This window comes from Pseudoalteromonas sp. P1-11 (genome assembly GCF_001399995.1).
GTDB classification, from domain to species: Bacteria; Pseudomonadota; Gammaproteobacteria; order Enterobacterales; family Alteromonadaceae; genus Pseudoalteromonas; species Pseudoalteromonas atlantica.
The window spans coordinates 14,304-29,183 of record NZ_LJSP01000004.1 but is presented as its reverse complement, the minus strand read 5'-3'; the positions used below and the strand labels follow the sequence as shown (position 1 = coordinate 29,183).

At 40.2% G+C, this 14,880-nt stretch carries 15 protein-coding genes; 8 read left to right on the top strand and 7 right to left on the bottom strand.

What is annotated here, in order from left to right:
- Window positions 1-100: 100 nt before the first annotated feature.
- A complete protein-coding gene (locus AN390_RS08310; RefSeq protein WP_095206742.1) occupies window positions 101-1,543 on the top strand; it encodes a diguanylate cyclase domain-containing protein in 1,443 nt (480 codons plus the stop codon).
- 9 nt (window positions 1,544-1,552) lie between these two features.
- Here the strand turns inward: AN390_RS08310 and AN390_RS08305 are convergent, their stop codons facing one another.
- Window positions 1,553-2,425: an SMP-30/gluconolactonase/LRE family protein gene (locus AN390_RS08305; RefSeq protein WP_055254384.1), complete on the bottom strand. Its 873-nt coding sequence runs from the start codon at window positions 2,423-2,425 to the stop codon at window positions 1,553-1,555.
- A 354-nt stretch (window positions 2,426-2,779) separates the two neighbouring features.
- On the opposite strand from AN390_RS08305, the gene AN390_RS08300 reads away from it, so the two are divergent.
- Window positions 2,780-3,616, top strand: coding sequence for a patatin family protein (locus tag AN390_RS08300; RefSeq protein ID WP_055253856.1), 837 nt, complete (start codon window positions 2,780-2,782; stop codon window positions 3,614-3,616).
- On the opposite strand, the gene AN390_RS08295 is transcribed toward AN390_RS08300, so the two are convergent.
- Genes AN390_RS08295 through AN390_RS08285 form a run of 3 tightly spaced genes read right to left on the bottom strand, consistent with a single transcriptional unit; the run spans window position 3,613 to window position 5,725 of the window.
- Window positions 3,613-3,849: a hypothetical protein gene (locus AN390_RS08295; RefSeq protein ID WP_024032717.1), complete on the bottom strand. Its 237-nt coding sequence runs from the start codon at window positions 3,847-3,849 to the stop codon at window positions 3,613-3,615. The two genes, AN390_RS08300 and AN390_RS08295, sit on opposite strands and share 4 nt — an antisense overlap.
- Window positions 3,846-5,441 carry a PepSY domain-containing protein gene (locus AN390_RS08290; RefSeq protein ID WP_055253854.1) on the bottom strand — a complete coding sequence of 532 codons (1,596 nt, stop codon included), beginning with the start codon at window positions 5,439-5,441 and terminating at the stop codon, window positions 3,846-3,848. The genes AN390_RS08295 and AN390_RS08290 overlap by 4 nt, the downstream gene beginning before the upstream one ends.
- Window positions 5,438-5,725 (bottom strand): hypothetical protein, encoded by a 288-nt coding sequence (locus AN390_RS08285; protein ID WP_031289698.1) that lies wholly within the window; start codon window positions 5,723-5,725, stop codon window positions 5,438-5,440. The genes AN390_RS08290 and AN390_RS08285 overlap by 4 nt, the downstream gene beginning before the upstream one ends.
- A gap of 448 nt (window positions 5,726-6,173) precedes the next feature.
- On the opposite strand from AN390_RS08285, the gene AN390_RS08280 reads away from it, so the two are divergent.
- The 3 genes from AN390_RS08280 to AN390_RS08270 all read left to right on the top strand — a co-directional run bounded on the left by AN390_RS08280 (window position 6,174) and on the right by AN390_RS08270 (window position 8,872).
- Window positions 6,174-6,395 (top strand): hypothetical protein, encoded by a 222-nt coding sequence (locus AN390_RS08280; RefSeq protein WP_024032720.1) that lies wholly within the window; start codon window positions 6,174-6,176, stop codon window positions 6,393-6,395.
- A 180-nt stretch (window positions 6,396-6,575) separates the two neighbouring features.
- Window positions 6,576-8,603 carry an ATP-binding protein gene (locus AN390_RS08275; RefSeq protein ID WP_055253852.1) on the top strand — a complete coding sequence of 676 codons (2,028 nt, stop codon included), beginning with the start codon at window positions 6,576-6,578 and terminating at the stop codon, window positions 8,601-8,603.
- Between the two features lie 17 nt (window positions 8,604-8,620).
- Window positions 8,621-8,872, top strand: coding sequence for a hypothetical protein (locus tag AN390_RS08270; protein ID WP_055253850.1), 252 nt, complete (start codon window positions 8,621-8,623; stop codon window positions 8,870-8,872).
- A 110-nt stretch (window positions 8,873-8,982) separates the two neighbouring features.
- On the opposite strand, the gene ahpF is transcribed toward AN390_RS08270, so the two are convergent.
- Window positions 8,983-10,566 (bottom strand): alkyl hydroperoxide reductase subunit F, encoded by a 1,584-nt coding sequence (gene ahpF, locus AN390_RS08265; protein ID WP_055253848.1) that lies wholly within the window; start codon window positions 10,564-10,566, stop codon window positions 8,983-8,985.
- A gap of 156 nt (window positions 10,567-10,722) precedes the next feature.
- On the bottom strand, window positions 10,723-11,292 hold the full coding sequence (gene ahpC / locus AN390_RS08260) for an alkyl hydroperoxide reductase subunit C (RefSeq protein WP_004587118.1): 570 nt from the start codon (window positions 11,290-11,292) through the stop codon (window positions 10,723-10,725).
- Between the two features lie 254 nt (window positions 11,293-11,546).
- Between ahpC and AN390_RS08255 the strand changes: the two genes are divergently transcribed.
- The 3 genes from AN390_RS08255 to AN390_RS08245 all read left to right on the top strand — a co-directional run bounded on the left by AN390_RS08255 (window position 11,547) and on the right by AN390_RS08245 (window position 13,260).
- Window positions 11,547-11,966 carry a DUF3429 domain-containing protein gene (locus AN390_RS08255; protein ID WP_054981772.1) on the top strand — a complete coding sequence of 140 codons (420 nt, stop codon included), beginning with the start codon at window positions 11,547-11,549 and terminating at the stop codon, window positions 11,964-11,966.
- 67 nt (window positions 11,967-12,033) lie between these two features.
- The gene (locus tag AN390_RS08250) at window positions 12,034-12,432 is read left to right on the top strand and encodes a hypothetical protein (protein ID WP_055253846.1); all 399 of its coding nucleotides are present in this window, start codon (window positions 12,034-12,036) and stop codon (window positions 12,430-12,432) included.
- 3 nt (window positions 12,433-12,435) lie between these two features.
- A complete protein-coding gene (locus AN390_RS08245; protein ID WP_055253843.1) occupies window positions 12,436-13,260 on the top strand; it encodes a class I SAM-dependent methyltransferase in 825 nt (274 codons plus the stop codon).
- On the opposite strand, the gene AN390_RS08240 is transcribed toward AN390_RS08245, so the two are convergent.
- Window positions 13,255-14,865, bottom strand: coding sequence for a GMC family oxidoreductase (locus AN390_RS08240; protein ID WP_055253841.1), 1,611 nt, complete (start codon window positions 14,863-14,865; stop codon window positions 13,255-13,257). The two genes, AN390_RS08245 and AN390_RS08240, sit on opposite strands and share 6 nt — an antisense overlap.
- Window positions 14,866-14,880 lie beyond the last annotated feature (15 nt).

The window sequence follows — 14,880 nt, the reverse complement described above, 5'->3', positions numbered from 1 at the left end:
CCCTCTTAAACGCACTAAAAACTTAGCAAAATAGCTAAAGTTGTACTAAATAACATAGTAGGAACAATTAAATTGTATGTAAAATCAACTGGAGCAATGAGTGGGCTTAAAACCAATCGAAGATATGTGGAGTACTATAAAGCTTATTCCGTTTGCCGTTGTACTTTATGATGCTAAAACACAAGCCTATAAAGCAAACACTCAAGCGCAGAGTATATTTGATTTACCCTCACAGCCAACCTTAAAAGATGCAGACTTTAAGCACCTCACGCTAAGTAGTCCAGAAAGTAAAAAACAATTTACTGTTGCGCAATTGTTTGAAAAATACTTAGTTATAAATACTAACTGCCACGTATTTTTACAAAAACAAACACACGGCCTATTACTAAACGCCAAACTTGCCTCGCTAAATAGTCACTTATACATTGCTACGTTTGAGATAATTGAACACAACGAAGATGCGCAATATAACTTTGATAAAATTATTTCAAAAATTTCTACCGACTTAATAGATATTCAAATTGACGATATTGATACTCATATAGAGTTTGCGCTTAAAGCCATTGGCACTGTATGCCATGCCGATAGAAGCTACTTATTTAAATTTTCTGACGATGGTAAGTCAATGCGCAACACCCATGAATGGGTTAATCAAGGTATTCAGCCATTTAAAGATCAACTACAGCACATACCAAAAAACTCACTCCCCTACTTTGCTAATTTAATGGGCACCACACACTTATTTAAAGTAAATGATGTTGCCAGCCTCCCAGAAAAAGCGGCTAAAGAAAAACAAGAACTTGAGCGTGAAGGTATTCAATCGGTACTGTGTATTGGCCTTCGCTACGATAAGGAGCTAGTAGGCTTTATTGGTTGTGATTGTGTAAAGCAAAAACGTGAGTGGACAGACTTAGACTTAATTAGGATAAAACTAGTAGGTGAAATAATCGCTAATGCGTTTAAAAACTTAAACTACAAGCAAGAGCTTCAGCATATTCAACAACAGCTGATTACCGCAAATCAAAAGCTTAACCACCTTGTTAATACCGACAGCCTCACCACAATTGCAAACAGGCGTTGTTTTGACAAAGCACTAGAGAGCGAAATTAAACGCTGCGCACGTGCAAAGCAAACCGTTAGCTTAATTATGTGCGATATAGATTTTTTTAAAAATTACAACGACAGCTACGGCCATCAACAGGGCGATGAAGCCTTAGTTAAGGTGGCAACTGCGCTTAAGTCGCAATGCCAACGCGAAGGCGATTTAGCCGCGCGCTATGGCGGTGAAGAATTTGCGGTCATTTTACCGGCAACTAATGAGCAAGACTGCCAACAATTTACCCGCTTAATTCAACAAGCAATTAACGCGGCAGGCATAAAACACGATAATTCTACCGTAAGTGAGTACTTAACATTAAGTATCGGTTTTTATTCAGCCACACCTGATAAAAATAGCACGCCACAGTGCTTTATAAGTAAAGCCGATCAAGCACTCTATACCGCAAAAGAAACAGGCCGAAATAAGGTGTGCCAATTTACATAACTAAATCTATTATAAAGTAACGGGCGGCTCTAGCTGCCCGTTTTTTATACCTGATATTTTAAATACATTACCTTGTAATGACTGGTTAGTTTTTACATTACTGTCATCTGCAGAAGTTACAAATAGCCACTGTGCGTTATTGCCACCAAACGCAACGCTTGTAGGTTTTGTTGCAGCAAGCGACAGTGTGTTTAAAACCTCCCCATCTGGCGATAAACACATAACGCAGCCCATATCCCATACCGCAAGCCATAAGTTGCCAAGGGCATCAATCACACAGCCATCAGGGTCTACTTGGGTATTTTTAAATTGATAAAAAACTTGGCCGGGTAATATAGGCTCGCCGCTGTCTGGGTTTACATTTAAAGTAAAAATACAGCTGGCTTTAGAGTCGCAGTAATAAGCACGTGAGCGCGCTTTATCAAAACATAACCCGTTGGGAATGGTTAAACCTTGCACCACGCAATTAAGCGAATTTTGATAAAAACGGTAAATCTTACCTTCGCCTGAGCGGGCGTTTTTATCCATAGTGCTTAGCCAAAAACCACCCCAAGGGTCGGCTCGACCATCGTTAGAGCGCCGTGTGGGCTGGGTATTTTCTAAAAATGTAAGCGTTTGGCGCACCCCAGAAGCTATATGGTATTTATAAATACCCGTACTGGTGCCAATAATAAGGTGTGCTTTATCAAGCCACGCTAAAGCCGAAACCGTATCTTGCATTTCAACTTGTGTTAGTGAGTCAGGCTTTGTTAAACACTTACTTAGCAGGAGATTTTTTTCTATATCTACCCAAAATAGCGTTTCAAGCAAAGGGTGCCAAAGCGGGCTTTCACCTAACTTATTTTGCAAATTACTAAATACGGTCACACTTAAGTCAGTCATAAATAACGATTCTTTAATATTAACAAAGCCTTGTATTAATAAATACTTTATCAGAAATACCCAACACTTACGATTAAACAAAACACATTAGCAGCTAAACGCTTTTGCTAAGCCAAACAGTGCACTAATAGCAAATAGCTTAATTAAGTGATTTAGTTTTAAATACTAAACCACATTGATTACAGGGTAAAAGCTTCGTTATTGCTCTGTTTATATCAAAATTTTTAGCGCCGTTAGCGCTAAGTTTAATCCCTTAAGTGAATAAAGTAATGTGGCAAATGAGTATAATTATTTCAGCATTTTATCGCGCTTTACTTGGTTAGTTGGTAATATCATCAACAGGGAGGTAATAGTATGATTAATAATAACAATAAACATTCTTTAGTGGTTGAGGGAGGTGCAATGCGCGGTATTTTTGCCGCCGGCGTGTTGGATGAGTTTTTAGCGCAGCGCTATCAACCTTTTACTAATTACTTTGGGGTTTCTGCTGGCGCTACCAATATAGCCGCTTATTTATGCCAACAACCTAAACGAAATTACCATGTTATTACCGATTTTTCGTGTCGGCCTGAATTTATTAACTTAGCGCGCTTTATCAAAGGCGGCCACTTATTTGATTTAGATTGGCTGTGGCAAGCAACCATTAAAGAAATCCCCCTCAATACAGAAGCCTTTGCAAAGGCAGCTCACGAATTTTATATCGTCTCTACAGCTATCACCACAGGGCAGCCCCATTACCTTAAAGCAAGTAGTGATGCGATGGTAGAGCAACTTAAGGCATCGTGCGCGATTCCAATTGCGTATCGTAATTACCCTATAATTAATGATATTGCGATGACCGATGGCGGCGTAGCAGACTCTATTCCCGTAATAAAAGCATACGAAATGGGCGCTCAAGAAATAACCGTGGTGCTTTCTCAGCCACTAGGCTATAGAAAAAAGCCAAGTAAATCGCAGTGGTTAACCAAAAAACTTTATAAAAACTACCCTGCTTTAATAAATAGCTCGATTAACAGAGCGCATGTTTATAACAGCAGCATAGATTTTATTAATAACCCGCCTGAAGATTGCAAAATCAATATTATTGCTCCACCGCCCCAATTTAGAGTGGGTCGTACTACCAAAAATGTTAAACGCCTTAACGATGGGTACAAAATGGGAATTGATACAGCCAAAGCCTTTTTAAGCTAAGTGTGTTGTTTCCCTTTAGATAGCGCAACCAGTATGCCCATTACAGTAAACGCTGCAATGGTGCATACAATGCCCGCTAGCACAGCGTAAACATTTATAAAAAACGCTAAGGCAATAGCTATTAAAGCCCAACAATACAGCCACTTATAGGCTACTTTGTAGTGCTTACTTCTCATTAATAATAAAGCGGCCAGTAAACACGCTAGCGCAATAACTATCATAACAGTGTTCATGCTGCTTTTACCTCTGTAAGTGCTATGGCATCAGGTTTTGTTTTTAAGTATCCCCATAAAAACGCCAGCCCAACAATTAAAAAGCTAATATCTGTAAATGCCACTAGGGTACTGTTTGCGTTAATAACATTATTAACGCCTAATACACTATTAAGTGGTAAAACACTTATTAAGAATAAGGCGCAAAGCAACAAAGTTGCTCTAAAGTAGTTTTTATAGTTTTGCCAAAATGCTGCAATTACTAGCCATACTAACCACGCGTAAAAAAATACCGGCCCAAAGTAAGCATTGTGCTCAACACCAGCCACGGCATAGTTTAAAAGTACTTGCACAGGGAATAACACACAACAAGCAAGCACTAAACCACCGCAACTGCCTATAATAAAGCGGTTCCACCTTGCATACGCGTCAGCGCTAAGCGTTGGTGTGCTGCCTCTGGTACGCTTTGCTAACCACATCATCATGCCAGAAAGTGGCATTAAGGCACATGCTAAGCCAAGCATTACCCAAAGTAACTTGACAAATAAACCTGCAAAATTACCAAAATGGAGTGGGAAGAGTATTTCAATAATTTTAATTGATACCCCTGCTATATCGCCAAAACTACTCATTGAAGTGATGTACTCCCCTTGCCCATTGTAATGCAATAACTGAGAAGCCACGGCTTCGCCTCCTAAAAGGCGTAAATACACTTGTGCGTTAGCATCGTTATACGCCATTACCGTGGCATCTAAAATAACTGCATGTGGGTAGCGTTGCTGCGCATCACTTAAAATAGCGGTTATGTTAGTTGGGTGATTTACATAACTAATTATTGGCTCAGGAATAGCTGTAAAAGTTTCTATCAACTTATCTTGGTCGCCTCCAAAGCTAACAAAAGCTGCTGCAGGTAGTAATATTACGGTTGCGAGCCCTAAAAATGCGCCGCTAAAGCCAATTACAATATTAAAAATACTGCCCCAAATGCCCATTACTTTGTGGCCGTCACTTATGGTTACATCAAAGCCTTTAAGCCACCTAAAGGTGGACAGCTCTTTAATTAATTTACGATGTATAAATAAGCCAGTTACCGTACTTACTAATAATGTTAAACCTAAAAACCCAGTTAAAATAAGCCCTATAGGTCGCCCTAAATGTAAGTCAGCGTGAAACTCACCAATGTAGCTGGCTGCATCTGTTTTTTTATTGGCATAATATTGCTTACTGGGGCCATAGTAGGTATTTACCAACGCTAAGCTCGCTGGGTCAAATTCAAATGCCCGAAGTACTTCTTGCTGGTAATTTTCATCACCATGGTGCGATTCAAATACTAAAGCCAGTAAGTGAAAATTATGCCCTGTTGGCATAAATACATGAATGTTTTCACCAAACTCTTTGGGCACCTGAGCGTGGTATGTATTAACTAATGTGCTTATTTCGCTATTAGGAATATGTTGAGTTTGCTGCAGTGATTGGTTGGCCCAAATTTTTAGCTCAGGCCTGGCAAGTACTGCTAACGCGCCGGTAAATGCCACAACAAACAATAAAACGGCGGTTACTACGCCCACCCAACTATGTAATAAAAATAGCTTTTTTAAAGTAATTGATTTCATCCTTGCCCCTGCATTAATGCAAAATAACTTAAAATTCCATGCACTAAACACAAAGTGATCATGAGTAAAAGTGGCTGCCATGCTTTTTCGCTAATGTAGGCATATATAAAAAGCCCAACCCAAATAATTGGAAACAGTAAAATAGGCAGTAAAATTTGTTCACTCATTTGTAAGGGCAAGTAGGTAGTCATCCCGGTGATCATCACCGTAGCGGTTACCAATGCCAATACGCACGCCATTAAATGGCGACGCTTTGTAGCGCTAAAGGTTTTTTTATTATTCATTTTTAGCTCATTTAATAAATAGCAGACGCGCACACCTGCACATGCAAATAACAACTATTTGCATTATATTGCGCATTTGTAAATTTATGCAACATATTATCGTTACTTAATAAGCTAACAAGCTCCTTTTTATTCGCACAATCAATGCCTGTTTATTTATAAAATTACATTTTTTGAGCATACTTGGTATTTAGGTAGGCAAATATGATGAGCTAAAAATGTTTTTAAATAATCCCAAAAACAACTGCGTTATCATACTGATCAGTGCTTAACTGCTTAGCCCATTAAAATAACGACTAAACAGGCAAATTTTTAACTTTAACAGTCAACAAACTCTATAATTATTGTTATTTTGTTAGGGCGTATGCAAAAAGCTAATTGTCCCTAGGCAGGCTCTTTTTGCAGCTGTTAAACAAATCACTATACATTGATAAAATGAGAGAAATTTATGAGCGATAAAATCAATCCAGACGCGTTACACGCACTAAAAATTGCATTTACTTACATGCCGCAAGCAATTGAAGTAACAAAGTACGAATATGGCGAGCGCTATCAAACGGTGCTTGATCATATTGAAGCCGTGCGCGAAGTGTTGCTTATAAACGATGTAGACCCAGAAGAAGTAGGCGGCGACATAAACCCAGAATACACGCCTAATTCTACCTATTAATGGGAAAAGTTTGCTAATTGAGCAAAACAATTAAGTTCGCGTGTTGATAGACTAACACCCATTACTCAATATATTGCTCAACGGTTTACGCCTGTTGGTATAAACTGTTAAAAACATATAAATAAATGTGCCTATCTGCCGATACGCATAACGGTATAAAATACAATTAAGGTAATTGCGGTGAACTTTTTAAGGCGTTTTCACGATATAGTCTCAGACCAAACTCTGGATTTTAATTCTAAAATTAAAAACCTACTCGCGTTTGGCCTAGAAGTGTTCAGCCTTGATGTAGCAATAATTAGTAAAATTGATGCTAATACGTACACAGTATTACATGCTATAACACCCGATAACGCCTTATTACCCGGTACACAATTTGAGCTAGATGGCACCTATTGCGTCCATACGTTATCTGCGGGCTCGGCGCTATCGTTTCATAAAGCTTCACAAAGTACGATTGCAACTCACCCTTGTTACATAAATTTTCAACTTGAGTCCTACATTGGCGCACCTATAAAAGTAGCCGATAAAACCTTTGGCACTGTTAACTTTTCATCACCTAACGAGTCAACTGCATTTAGCGACGAAGCCTACGATTACATTGAGCTATTTGCTCAGTGGTTAGGATCTGAATTTGCAAAAATAGACACTAAAGAGCAACTTTTAAAAAATAGCTACACCCTTTCAAAGCTCGAAAACATCGCGAATATCGGCACTTGGGAGGTCGATTTAATCGAGAACAAAGTTTATTGGAGTAAGCAAACTAAACGCATTCATCAGGTAGCCGATGACTACCAGCCAATAGTTGATAACGCGATTGAATTTTACAAAGAGGGTTCCAGCAGAGAAGCCATAAATAAAGCGGTAGAAAACGCCATAAACAAAGGTGAAAAATGGGATTTAGAGCTTGAGGTTATTACTGCACAAAACCAAGAAATTTGGATTTCGACTTTTGGAGAAGCCGAGTTTCACGAAGGTAATTGCATAAGGCTATTTGGTACATTTCAAGACATTACCGAATCAATCTTGCTTAGAGAAGCGCTAAAAAAGAAAAAAGCCGAAGCAGAGCATATGTTAGAAGATAGAAGTATGCTATTTGCTAAAATTAGCCACGAGTTACGCACCCCCCTAAATGGCATAACTGGCATGCTCACCACCTTAATAGATGAAAAAGACACTGAAAAACGAGACGAAAAAATAAAAATAGCGCTACGCAGCGCTGATATTTTACTTAACATTATCAACGAAGTACTCGATTTTTCTAAAATTAATCATGGTGAATTAAAACTAGAGCCAACCGATGTACTGCTTAAAACCATATTTAGTGATTTAGCCTCTTTATATACCCCGTTATTTAAAGAAACCCATGTTGAATTAATCATAGAAAATACAATTGATGATAGCTGCTGGGCCTTTTGCGACAGTACACGCCTGAGCCAAATTACCTCTAACTTATTAAGTAACGCATTAAAATTTACCGAGCAAGGCCATGTAAAACTTAAAACACAGCTCATAAATAATAACGATGCGCTATCTCTTGGTATCACTGTTTCTGACACTGGTCGCGGAATGACCCCTGCCTTTTTAGAGTCTTTATTTTCGCCGTTTACACAAGAGGTTGACGCTAAAAATAATAAAGGGGGCACAGGGCTTGGCCTAGCAATTATAAAAGAGCTTGTAGAATACATGGGCGGCACAATAAAGGTGACGAGTGAACTACAAAAAGGCTCAACGTTTAGTATTAATATTCCGCTAGAGCTTGGTAAAGAGCAAGTAATAGACGATATTAAATCAAAAATTGAGTTAAACAGCCATTCGCTCAGTGTACTTATTGTTGATGACAACGATATAAACCGCCGTGTGCTTGATGCCTCTCTTGATAAGTTAAACGTAAAAGCCGACTGCGCCATTGATGGCCAAGACGCTATTTTTAAGTGTAAGCAAAAGCATTACGACCTTATTTTTATGGATTGCATTATGCCAATCCTGGATGGTTTTGAAGCCACTAAAACGCTGAGAGCGCAACGTATTTGCCCTAGCGAAAGCACCTACATTGTAGCGCTAACTGCTAATACATCGTCGCAAGATAAACTAGCTTGCCAGCAAGCAGGCATGGATATGTTTGTCTCTAAGCCGTTTAAGCTTCCGCACATAGAAAAAGCGCTCTCTAATGCCTTAGAACATACAGCTAAAGTAAATTCACTTTAATTTAGTAAGGACATACTATGAGAAATATAATAAGAACATTACTTTTTACTGTACTGCTGTTAGCCATATTTAAAGGCATTTCTACAGGGCAATGGGGTTCATCAATAACCGTTGTTATTGTATCAAGCGTATTGCTATTAGTTACGTTTATCAGTGGTAAGGCATCACAAGGCCGTTCAGCTTATACAAGCACTGACTCTTCAATTTATGCTAGTAATAACTCCCACTCTAATAATGATTGCGGTGGGGATTCTGGTAGCTGTGATTAATAGAGATATTGTTATAAGCATTAAAAAAGCCGCCTTTGGAGAGGGCGGCTTGGGTTAACAAACAGCTTTGGGTGTACCTATTGCTGTTACATCAAGAGACGATTTGCCTATTAAGCTGCATTTTGGTCTTGGTTGCTTTGCTCGCTATGGCGAATTAAGTAATCAAACGCCCCTAAGCTTGCTGTTGCACCACTACCCATTGCAATAATGATTTGCTTAAACGGCGTATTTGTCGCGTCACCCGCACCGTAAACGCCCGGTAATGAGGTTGCGCCTTTAGCGTCAATTTCTATCTCGCCAAACTTGCTTAGTGTAAGGTCGCTCTCTTTTAACCATTCGGTATTAGGGATCAAACCTATTTGTACAAAAATACCTGCAAGTGCTAATGATTTTTCCTCACCTGTTACACGGTCAGTGTAATTAAGTCCGGTTACTTTTTTACCATCGCCTACTACTTCAGTGGTTTGCGCATTTTTAATAATAGTGATGTTGCTTAAGCTATTCGCTTTGCGAATAAGTACTTCGTCAGCACGCAGCGTGTCAGCAAACTCAAGCACGGTTACATGTTCTACAATGTTAGCTAAGTCGATAGCCGCCTCTATACCCGAGTTACCACCACCAATAACGGCAACAGGCTTACCCTTAAATAGCGGACCATCACAGTGTGGGCAGTAAGCTACGCCATGGCCGCGATATTCTTGCTCACCAGGTACGTTCATTTCACGCCAGCGTGCACCGGTTGCTAAAACAAGCGATTTAGCTTTTAAAGTAGCCCCGTTTTCAAGGGTAATTTCATAACCATTACTACCGCGACCAAGCCCTGCTGCGCGTTGGTTATGCATTACATCTACATCGTATTCTTTAACATGCTCTTCAAGCTGAGCAACAAGCTTTGGACCTTCAGTGGCTTTAATCGAAATAAAGTTTTCGATAGCCAACGTATCGGCAACTTGGCCACCAAATCTATCGGCAACTATACCGGTGTTTAACCCTTTACGAGCAGAGTAAATAGCGGCTGAGGCACCCGCAGGTCCGCCACCGACTACTAATACATCAAACACGTCTTTTTCGCTTAGTGCTGCAGCTTGCTTAGCAGCGCCTTTAGTGTCTACTTTATTTAAAATGTCGGTCAGGCTTAATGCACCTTGGCTAAATGGTTCGCCATTTAAGTACACAGCTGGTACTGCTAAAATATTGCGCTCTTCTACTTCGTCTTGAAAGAGTGCGCCGTCAATCATTGTTGCTTTAATTTTGCTGTTTGTTGCTGCCATTGTATTTAGCGCCTGCACTACTTGCGGGCATGTTTGGCAACTTAAGCTTATGTATACTTCAAAATTAAGTTCTTGATTGAGTGATTCTATTTGTTCAATGTCTTCGCTTTTTGCTTTACTTGCGTGTCCGCCAGTGTGTAAAAGCGCTAACACTAAACTTGTAAATTCGTGACCCATAGGTACGCCAGCAAACGTAATGTGGGTGTTTTTTTCAGGTGAATGCACAACCATAGATGGGCGACGTGCGCTCGAATCAGGGTTGCTCAATACCGTAAACTTGTCGCTTAGCGAGGATAAATCGTTTGCTAAGCTTTCTACTTCTGCTGATTTTTTGCTGTCATCCAAGGCAATAAGCAGCTCAACAGGTTGAGTAAGCGATTCAAAATGGCTTTTTAATTGATTTTTAATGTTGTTATCTAACATGGCTTAACCCTTTTTAGGAAAATTTAAACAGCAAGCCTCCCATGCCAACTAATGCATGTGCTAATGAGTCCGAGTTGAGATAGGAGGCACCAACAAACGAAATGATGTTGGTTTAAGGGCAGTTACCTGCCCTCATAAAAGTGGGTAAACTTGTACTTAGATTTTACCAACTAGGTCTAGTGAAGGAGCAAGTGTGTCTTCACCTGGCTGCCAAGATGCAGGGCAAACTTCACCGTCGTGAGTTGCAATGTATTGAGCAGCTTGTACTTTACGTACTAACTCTTTAGCGCTACGGCCAATACCTAGGTCATGCGTTTCGATTACTTTGATTTCGCCCTCTGGGTTCATTACAAAAGTACCGCGAAGTGCAAGGCCGTCATCTTCAATCATAACGCCAAAGCTGCGAGTAATACGGCCAGTTGGGTCGCCAATCATTGGAAATTTAATTTTACCAATAGTGTCTGACGTGTCATGCCATGCTTTATGCGTGAAGTGAGTATCAGTTGATACTGAGTAAACTTCTACACCCATTTCTTGTAGCTGCTCGTAGTAATCAGCAACATCGCCAAGCTCAGTAGGACATACAAACGTGAAATCTGCAGGGTAAAAGAAGAAGATTGACCACTTACCTAGTACGTCTTTTTCAGACACTTCTACAAAGTCACCATTGTGGTATGCAGTTGCGTTAAAAGGTTGAATTTTTGTGTTGATCAATGAAGTGCTCATAGTATTCCTCATTTATATTTAAAGTGTTTTAAAGTTACTCAACGCAGCCAAAATGTGTGGCCTTTCGCGTTGGCTTGATTAATACAATAAGCCCATTGGTAAACTAAATAAAATTGATTGTTTAGATTAAAACAATCGATTTTTAAGATTGAACTATCTAGCTCTTCTATTCGTAAACGATTTATTACCTGTAAGTGCTAATAATACTGCTACAATAGCCGCGCTAAAAAACACACAACATAAGGCATGCTGTAATGGAAAAATTTGTTAATCATATTCAACTTGGCTATTTGGGGTTACTACCCTTTTTGGGCTGTGTAGCGTGGCCGCTTATGTTTGGCAGTAATAGCGTTAACTTGGAGTTTTTTACTTTTTATAGCATTGCTATACTGGCATTTATGGCGGGCAATTTATGGCGCGCTGGGATGCAAAGCTACAGCGATGCAATTAAAGCGGTTGTGCCTGTTATACCCGTACCATTTTTATCGTTTATCCCGCTGGAGTGGGCGCTTGCCTGGTTAGGGGCTAGTTTTTGGTTAGTTCTTATCTTTGAAAAAGCCACACCACAATGGCAAACCTACCATCGCGATTATCAAAAAATGCGCTTTATTCTTACCTCAGTGGTATTTGTGTGTCACATACTCACCATTGGTATGAGCCTTTACCCAAAATAACCTTGCGCTGCTTAACCTACTAGACGTAATAGTGTAACATCCGCGCACTGCTATTTAAGGACGCACCATGATTGATACATTACGCCAGCAGCTTAACGAGCTTGGCGAAAACTACGTAGAAAAAAACGCCGCTTTTAAAATTAAAGTTATTCCGTTTTTTTGCGCTATTAGTATTAAAAAAGATCACAAAAATGAAGGCCGGCTCAGCTTTTACTCAAACCAATTAATAGAAATACTGTTAGTGGTGTTATTTATGTTGTTTGGGCTTACGCTTTATAACCCAGAGGCGGGTTTTACACATGGCCCTATTCATATTGTGTTTGCTATTTTAATTACCTTTAATTTAATTTTAAAACAAATAGCCATTGAAGGGCTTAAAACACGCCTTGCGTTTCATCGTTTGCATGGTGCTAATACAGCGCAAAATACTCAAAGTGCAGATCAAAACACTCGCAAATCTAATTAAGTTATGTATTTAAATCCTAATTGGCGAATTCTCACCGTAGGCGATGGCGATCTATCGTTCTCTAATGCGGTGGTTAATCATACAAAACCGGCAAAGTTAGTCGCATCTACTTATGATAGCGCCAAAACTATAAAGCAAAAATACCAGCACAATGCGCTAAGTAGTTTAAAAAAGTGTCATGTTGAGGTTATTAATTGCTTTGATGTAACGGACCCTTTATGTTGGCAAAAATTAGCTGCCCACCAGCACAGCTTTGATGTGGTTATTTTTCAGTTTCCGCTTATTCCAGCCTTTGTAGGGCGCGAAGCATTTGAAAGCAACACCAAAAAAACCAGCATGAACGTGCTTAATCGCGCGTTACTACATCAATTTATTAAATACGCTAACAAATACGCGCTCGACAAAAGCGGCCCTATGCTTTGCTACATAACCTCAAAAGATGTAAAACCCTATCGCGAGTGGAATATTGAAGGCAGCTTAAGTAATGGCCTTGAGGCTAAATACGCGGGCCAAATGCCTTTTGATATTAACCAGTTTGATGGTTACAAAATAAGAAACGTAGACCGTGACAAACACGTAAAAGACACCAGTGGCATCACTTATGTGTTTACGCCTAAAGCAACCTTGGCGCAATCTGACGAACTAAGCACGCACCTTACAAAGCCTGCGTATTTAGGTGAAAATCATTGCTCGCTTTGTCGGGTAGGCCCTTTTATTGCTACCGAAGATGAAAACAAACACCTTAACGCTAAAAAGCACCAACAAATGCTTAAACTAGAAGATGACTGGCAGGCGTGGCTTACTGACTTTTACAACCGCACCTTATAACCCTGTTTTATAGCTCAATTTTATTAAATCAGCGGCCTTTTCAGCAATGGCAATAACAGGTGCGTTTGTGTTACCTGTTACTATGGTAGGCATAATTGAGGCATCAATAACCCTTAAGCTGCGTATCCCGTGTACTTGTAGTTTGCTATTAACCACCGCCATATTGTCGGTGCCCATTTTACAGGTGCCAACAGGGTGATATTCGGTATCGGCAGTTTGGCGAATAAATTCAATAAGCTGGGAATCGTTATTTACATCAAGCGGGTAAACAAAGTTACCACGAATTTTATCAAAGGCGGGGCTTTGCATAATACGCAGCGCTTTTTTAAGCCCTGCAAGCATAAGCGATAAATCATCAGGGTGGCTTAAATAATTAGGGTCGATAAGCGGCGCACTGCGTGGATTGCTATTGGCAAGCCTTATTGTCCCTCGGCTTTTGGGGCGCATAATACTACTGTGAATACTATAGCCATGGCCAAGGTGAACTTTGCGACTATGATCGTCCACCAACCCAATTACAAACTCAAGTTGAATATCCGGCGCAGGCGAATTATCCAACACATTAATAAACGCATGTGACTCAGCAAAATTACTGGTTAATATTCCGCTGCGTTTACTAAACCACTGCGCACACCCTTTAATAATACTTGCAGCGCCTTTTACACTTACTCCAAAGGTGCCTTTTGCTGTATTTGCTTTACACAAAGGCACCACGGTTAAGTGATCTTGCAAATTACCCCCTACTCCTTCCAGTGCATGTTCCAGTGGTATGTTATGCGCTGCTAAATGCGCTTTAGGGCCAACTCCTGAAAGCATTAACACGTGCGGAGAGTTAATTGCACCGGCGCTTAAAAGCACCTCCTTTTTAGCCATTAATGTAATAATTTTACCGCCGCGCTCAAGCTCTACGCCGTAGGCAACCTTATTTTTGATTATAATCTTATTAACGTGGCTGTGGGTAAACACACTAAGGTTAGGCCTATCTAAGTGCGGTGTTAAATACGCTTTTGCAGCACTACAGCGCTCACCATTATGTTGCGTAACCTGCGAAAGCCGTGCTCCATGTTGCTCAGCGCCATTTATATCGTCATTTAACTGTATTCCTTGCTCAACACACGCTTTTAAAAAGCAAGAGTTTACCGCACTTGGCTTAGTCAGCTCTTGCACATGCAATGGCCCTGTTGTGCCATGTAACGCGTTATTAAACGTTTTATTGTTTTCGGCTTTTATAAAATAGGGTAATAAACTGTTGTAGTCCCACCCAAGGTTGCCATTTTGTGCCCAGTTATCGTAATCGTATTTATTACCGCGTATATACACCATGGCATTAGTAGAGCTAGACCCACCTAGCACTTTACCCCGCGGCACAAAGCCACATCGGTTATTAAGCGCCTTTTGCGGTACCGTGTTGTAATGCCAACTATTTATTCCGTATGGCACACTGGCCGCAATACCCGCAGGCATTTGTATTAAAGCGCTCTTATCGCTACCGCCCGACTCTATTAGGCACACACTTATATGCTGATCTTCTGATAAACGCGCTGCCAGCACACAACCTGCACTGCCTGCGCCAATAATAATATAATCAAACGTGTGGTTACTCATAGGTGCCTTTGCATC

What these genes read in the sequence shown, in the direction of transcription:
- AN390_RS08305 (WP_055254384.1), bottom strand. Translation starts at nt 2,425, where the DNA reads ATGACTGACTTAAGTGTGACCGTATTTAGTAATTTGCAAAATAAGTTA.
- AN390_RS08300 (WP_055253856.1), top strand. Translation starts at nt 2,780, where the DNA reads ATGATTAATAATAACAATAAACATTCTTTAGTGGTTGAGGGAGGTGCA.
- AN390_RS08295 (WP_024032717.1), bottom strand. Translation starts at nt 3,849, where the DNA reads ATGAACACTGTTATGATAGTTATTGCGCTAGCGTGTTTACTGGCCGCT.
- AN390_RS08290 (WP_055253854.1), bottom strand. Translation starts at nt 5,441, where the DNA reads ATGAAATCAATTACTTTAAAAAAGCTATTTTTATTACATAGTTGGGTG.
- AN390_RS08285 (WP_031289698.1), bottom strand. Translation starts at nt 5,725, where the DNA reads ATGAATAATAAAAAAACCTTTAGCGCTACAAAGCGTCGCCATTTAATG.
- AN390_RS08280 (WP_024032720.1), top strand. Translation starts at nt 6,174, where the DNA reads ATGAGCGATAAAATCAATCCAGACGCGTTACACGCACTAAAAATTGCA.
- AN390_RS08270 (WP_055253850.1), top strand. Translation starts at nt 8,621, where the DNA reads ATGAGAAATATAATAAGAACATTACTTTTTACTGTACTGCTGTTAGCC.
- ahpF (WP_055253848.1), bottom strand. Translation starts at nt 10,566, where the DNA reads ATGTTAGATAACAACATTAAAAATCAATTAAAAAGCCATTTTGAATCG.
- ahpC (WP_004587118.1), bottom strand. Translation starts at nt 11,292, where the DNA reads ATGAGCACTTCATTGATCAACACAAAAATTCAACCTTTTAACGCAACT.
- AN390_RS08255 (WP_054981772.1), top strand. Translation starts at nt 11,547, where the DNA reads ATGGAAAAATTTGTTAATCATATTCAACTTGGCTATTTGGGGTTACTA.
- AN390_RS08250 (WP_055253846.1), top strand. Translation starts at nt 12,034, where the DNA reads ATGATTGATACATTACGCCAGCAGCTTAACGAGCTTGGCGAAAACTAC.
- AN390_RS08245 (WP_055253843.1), top strand. Translation starts at nt 12,436, where the DNA reads ATGTATTTAAATCCTAATTGGCGAATTCTCACCGTAGGCGATGGCGAT.
- AN390_RS08240 (WP_055253841.1), bottom strand. Translation starts at nt 14,865, where the DNA reads ATGAGTAACCACACGTTTGATTATATTATTATTGGCGCAGGCAGTGCA.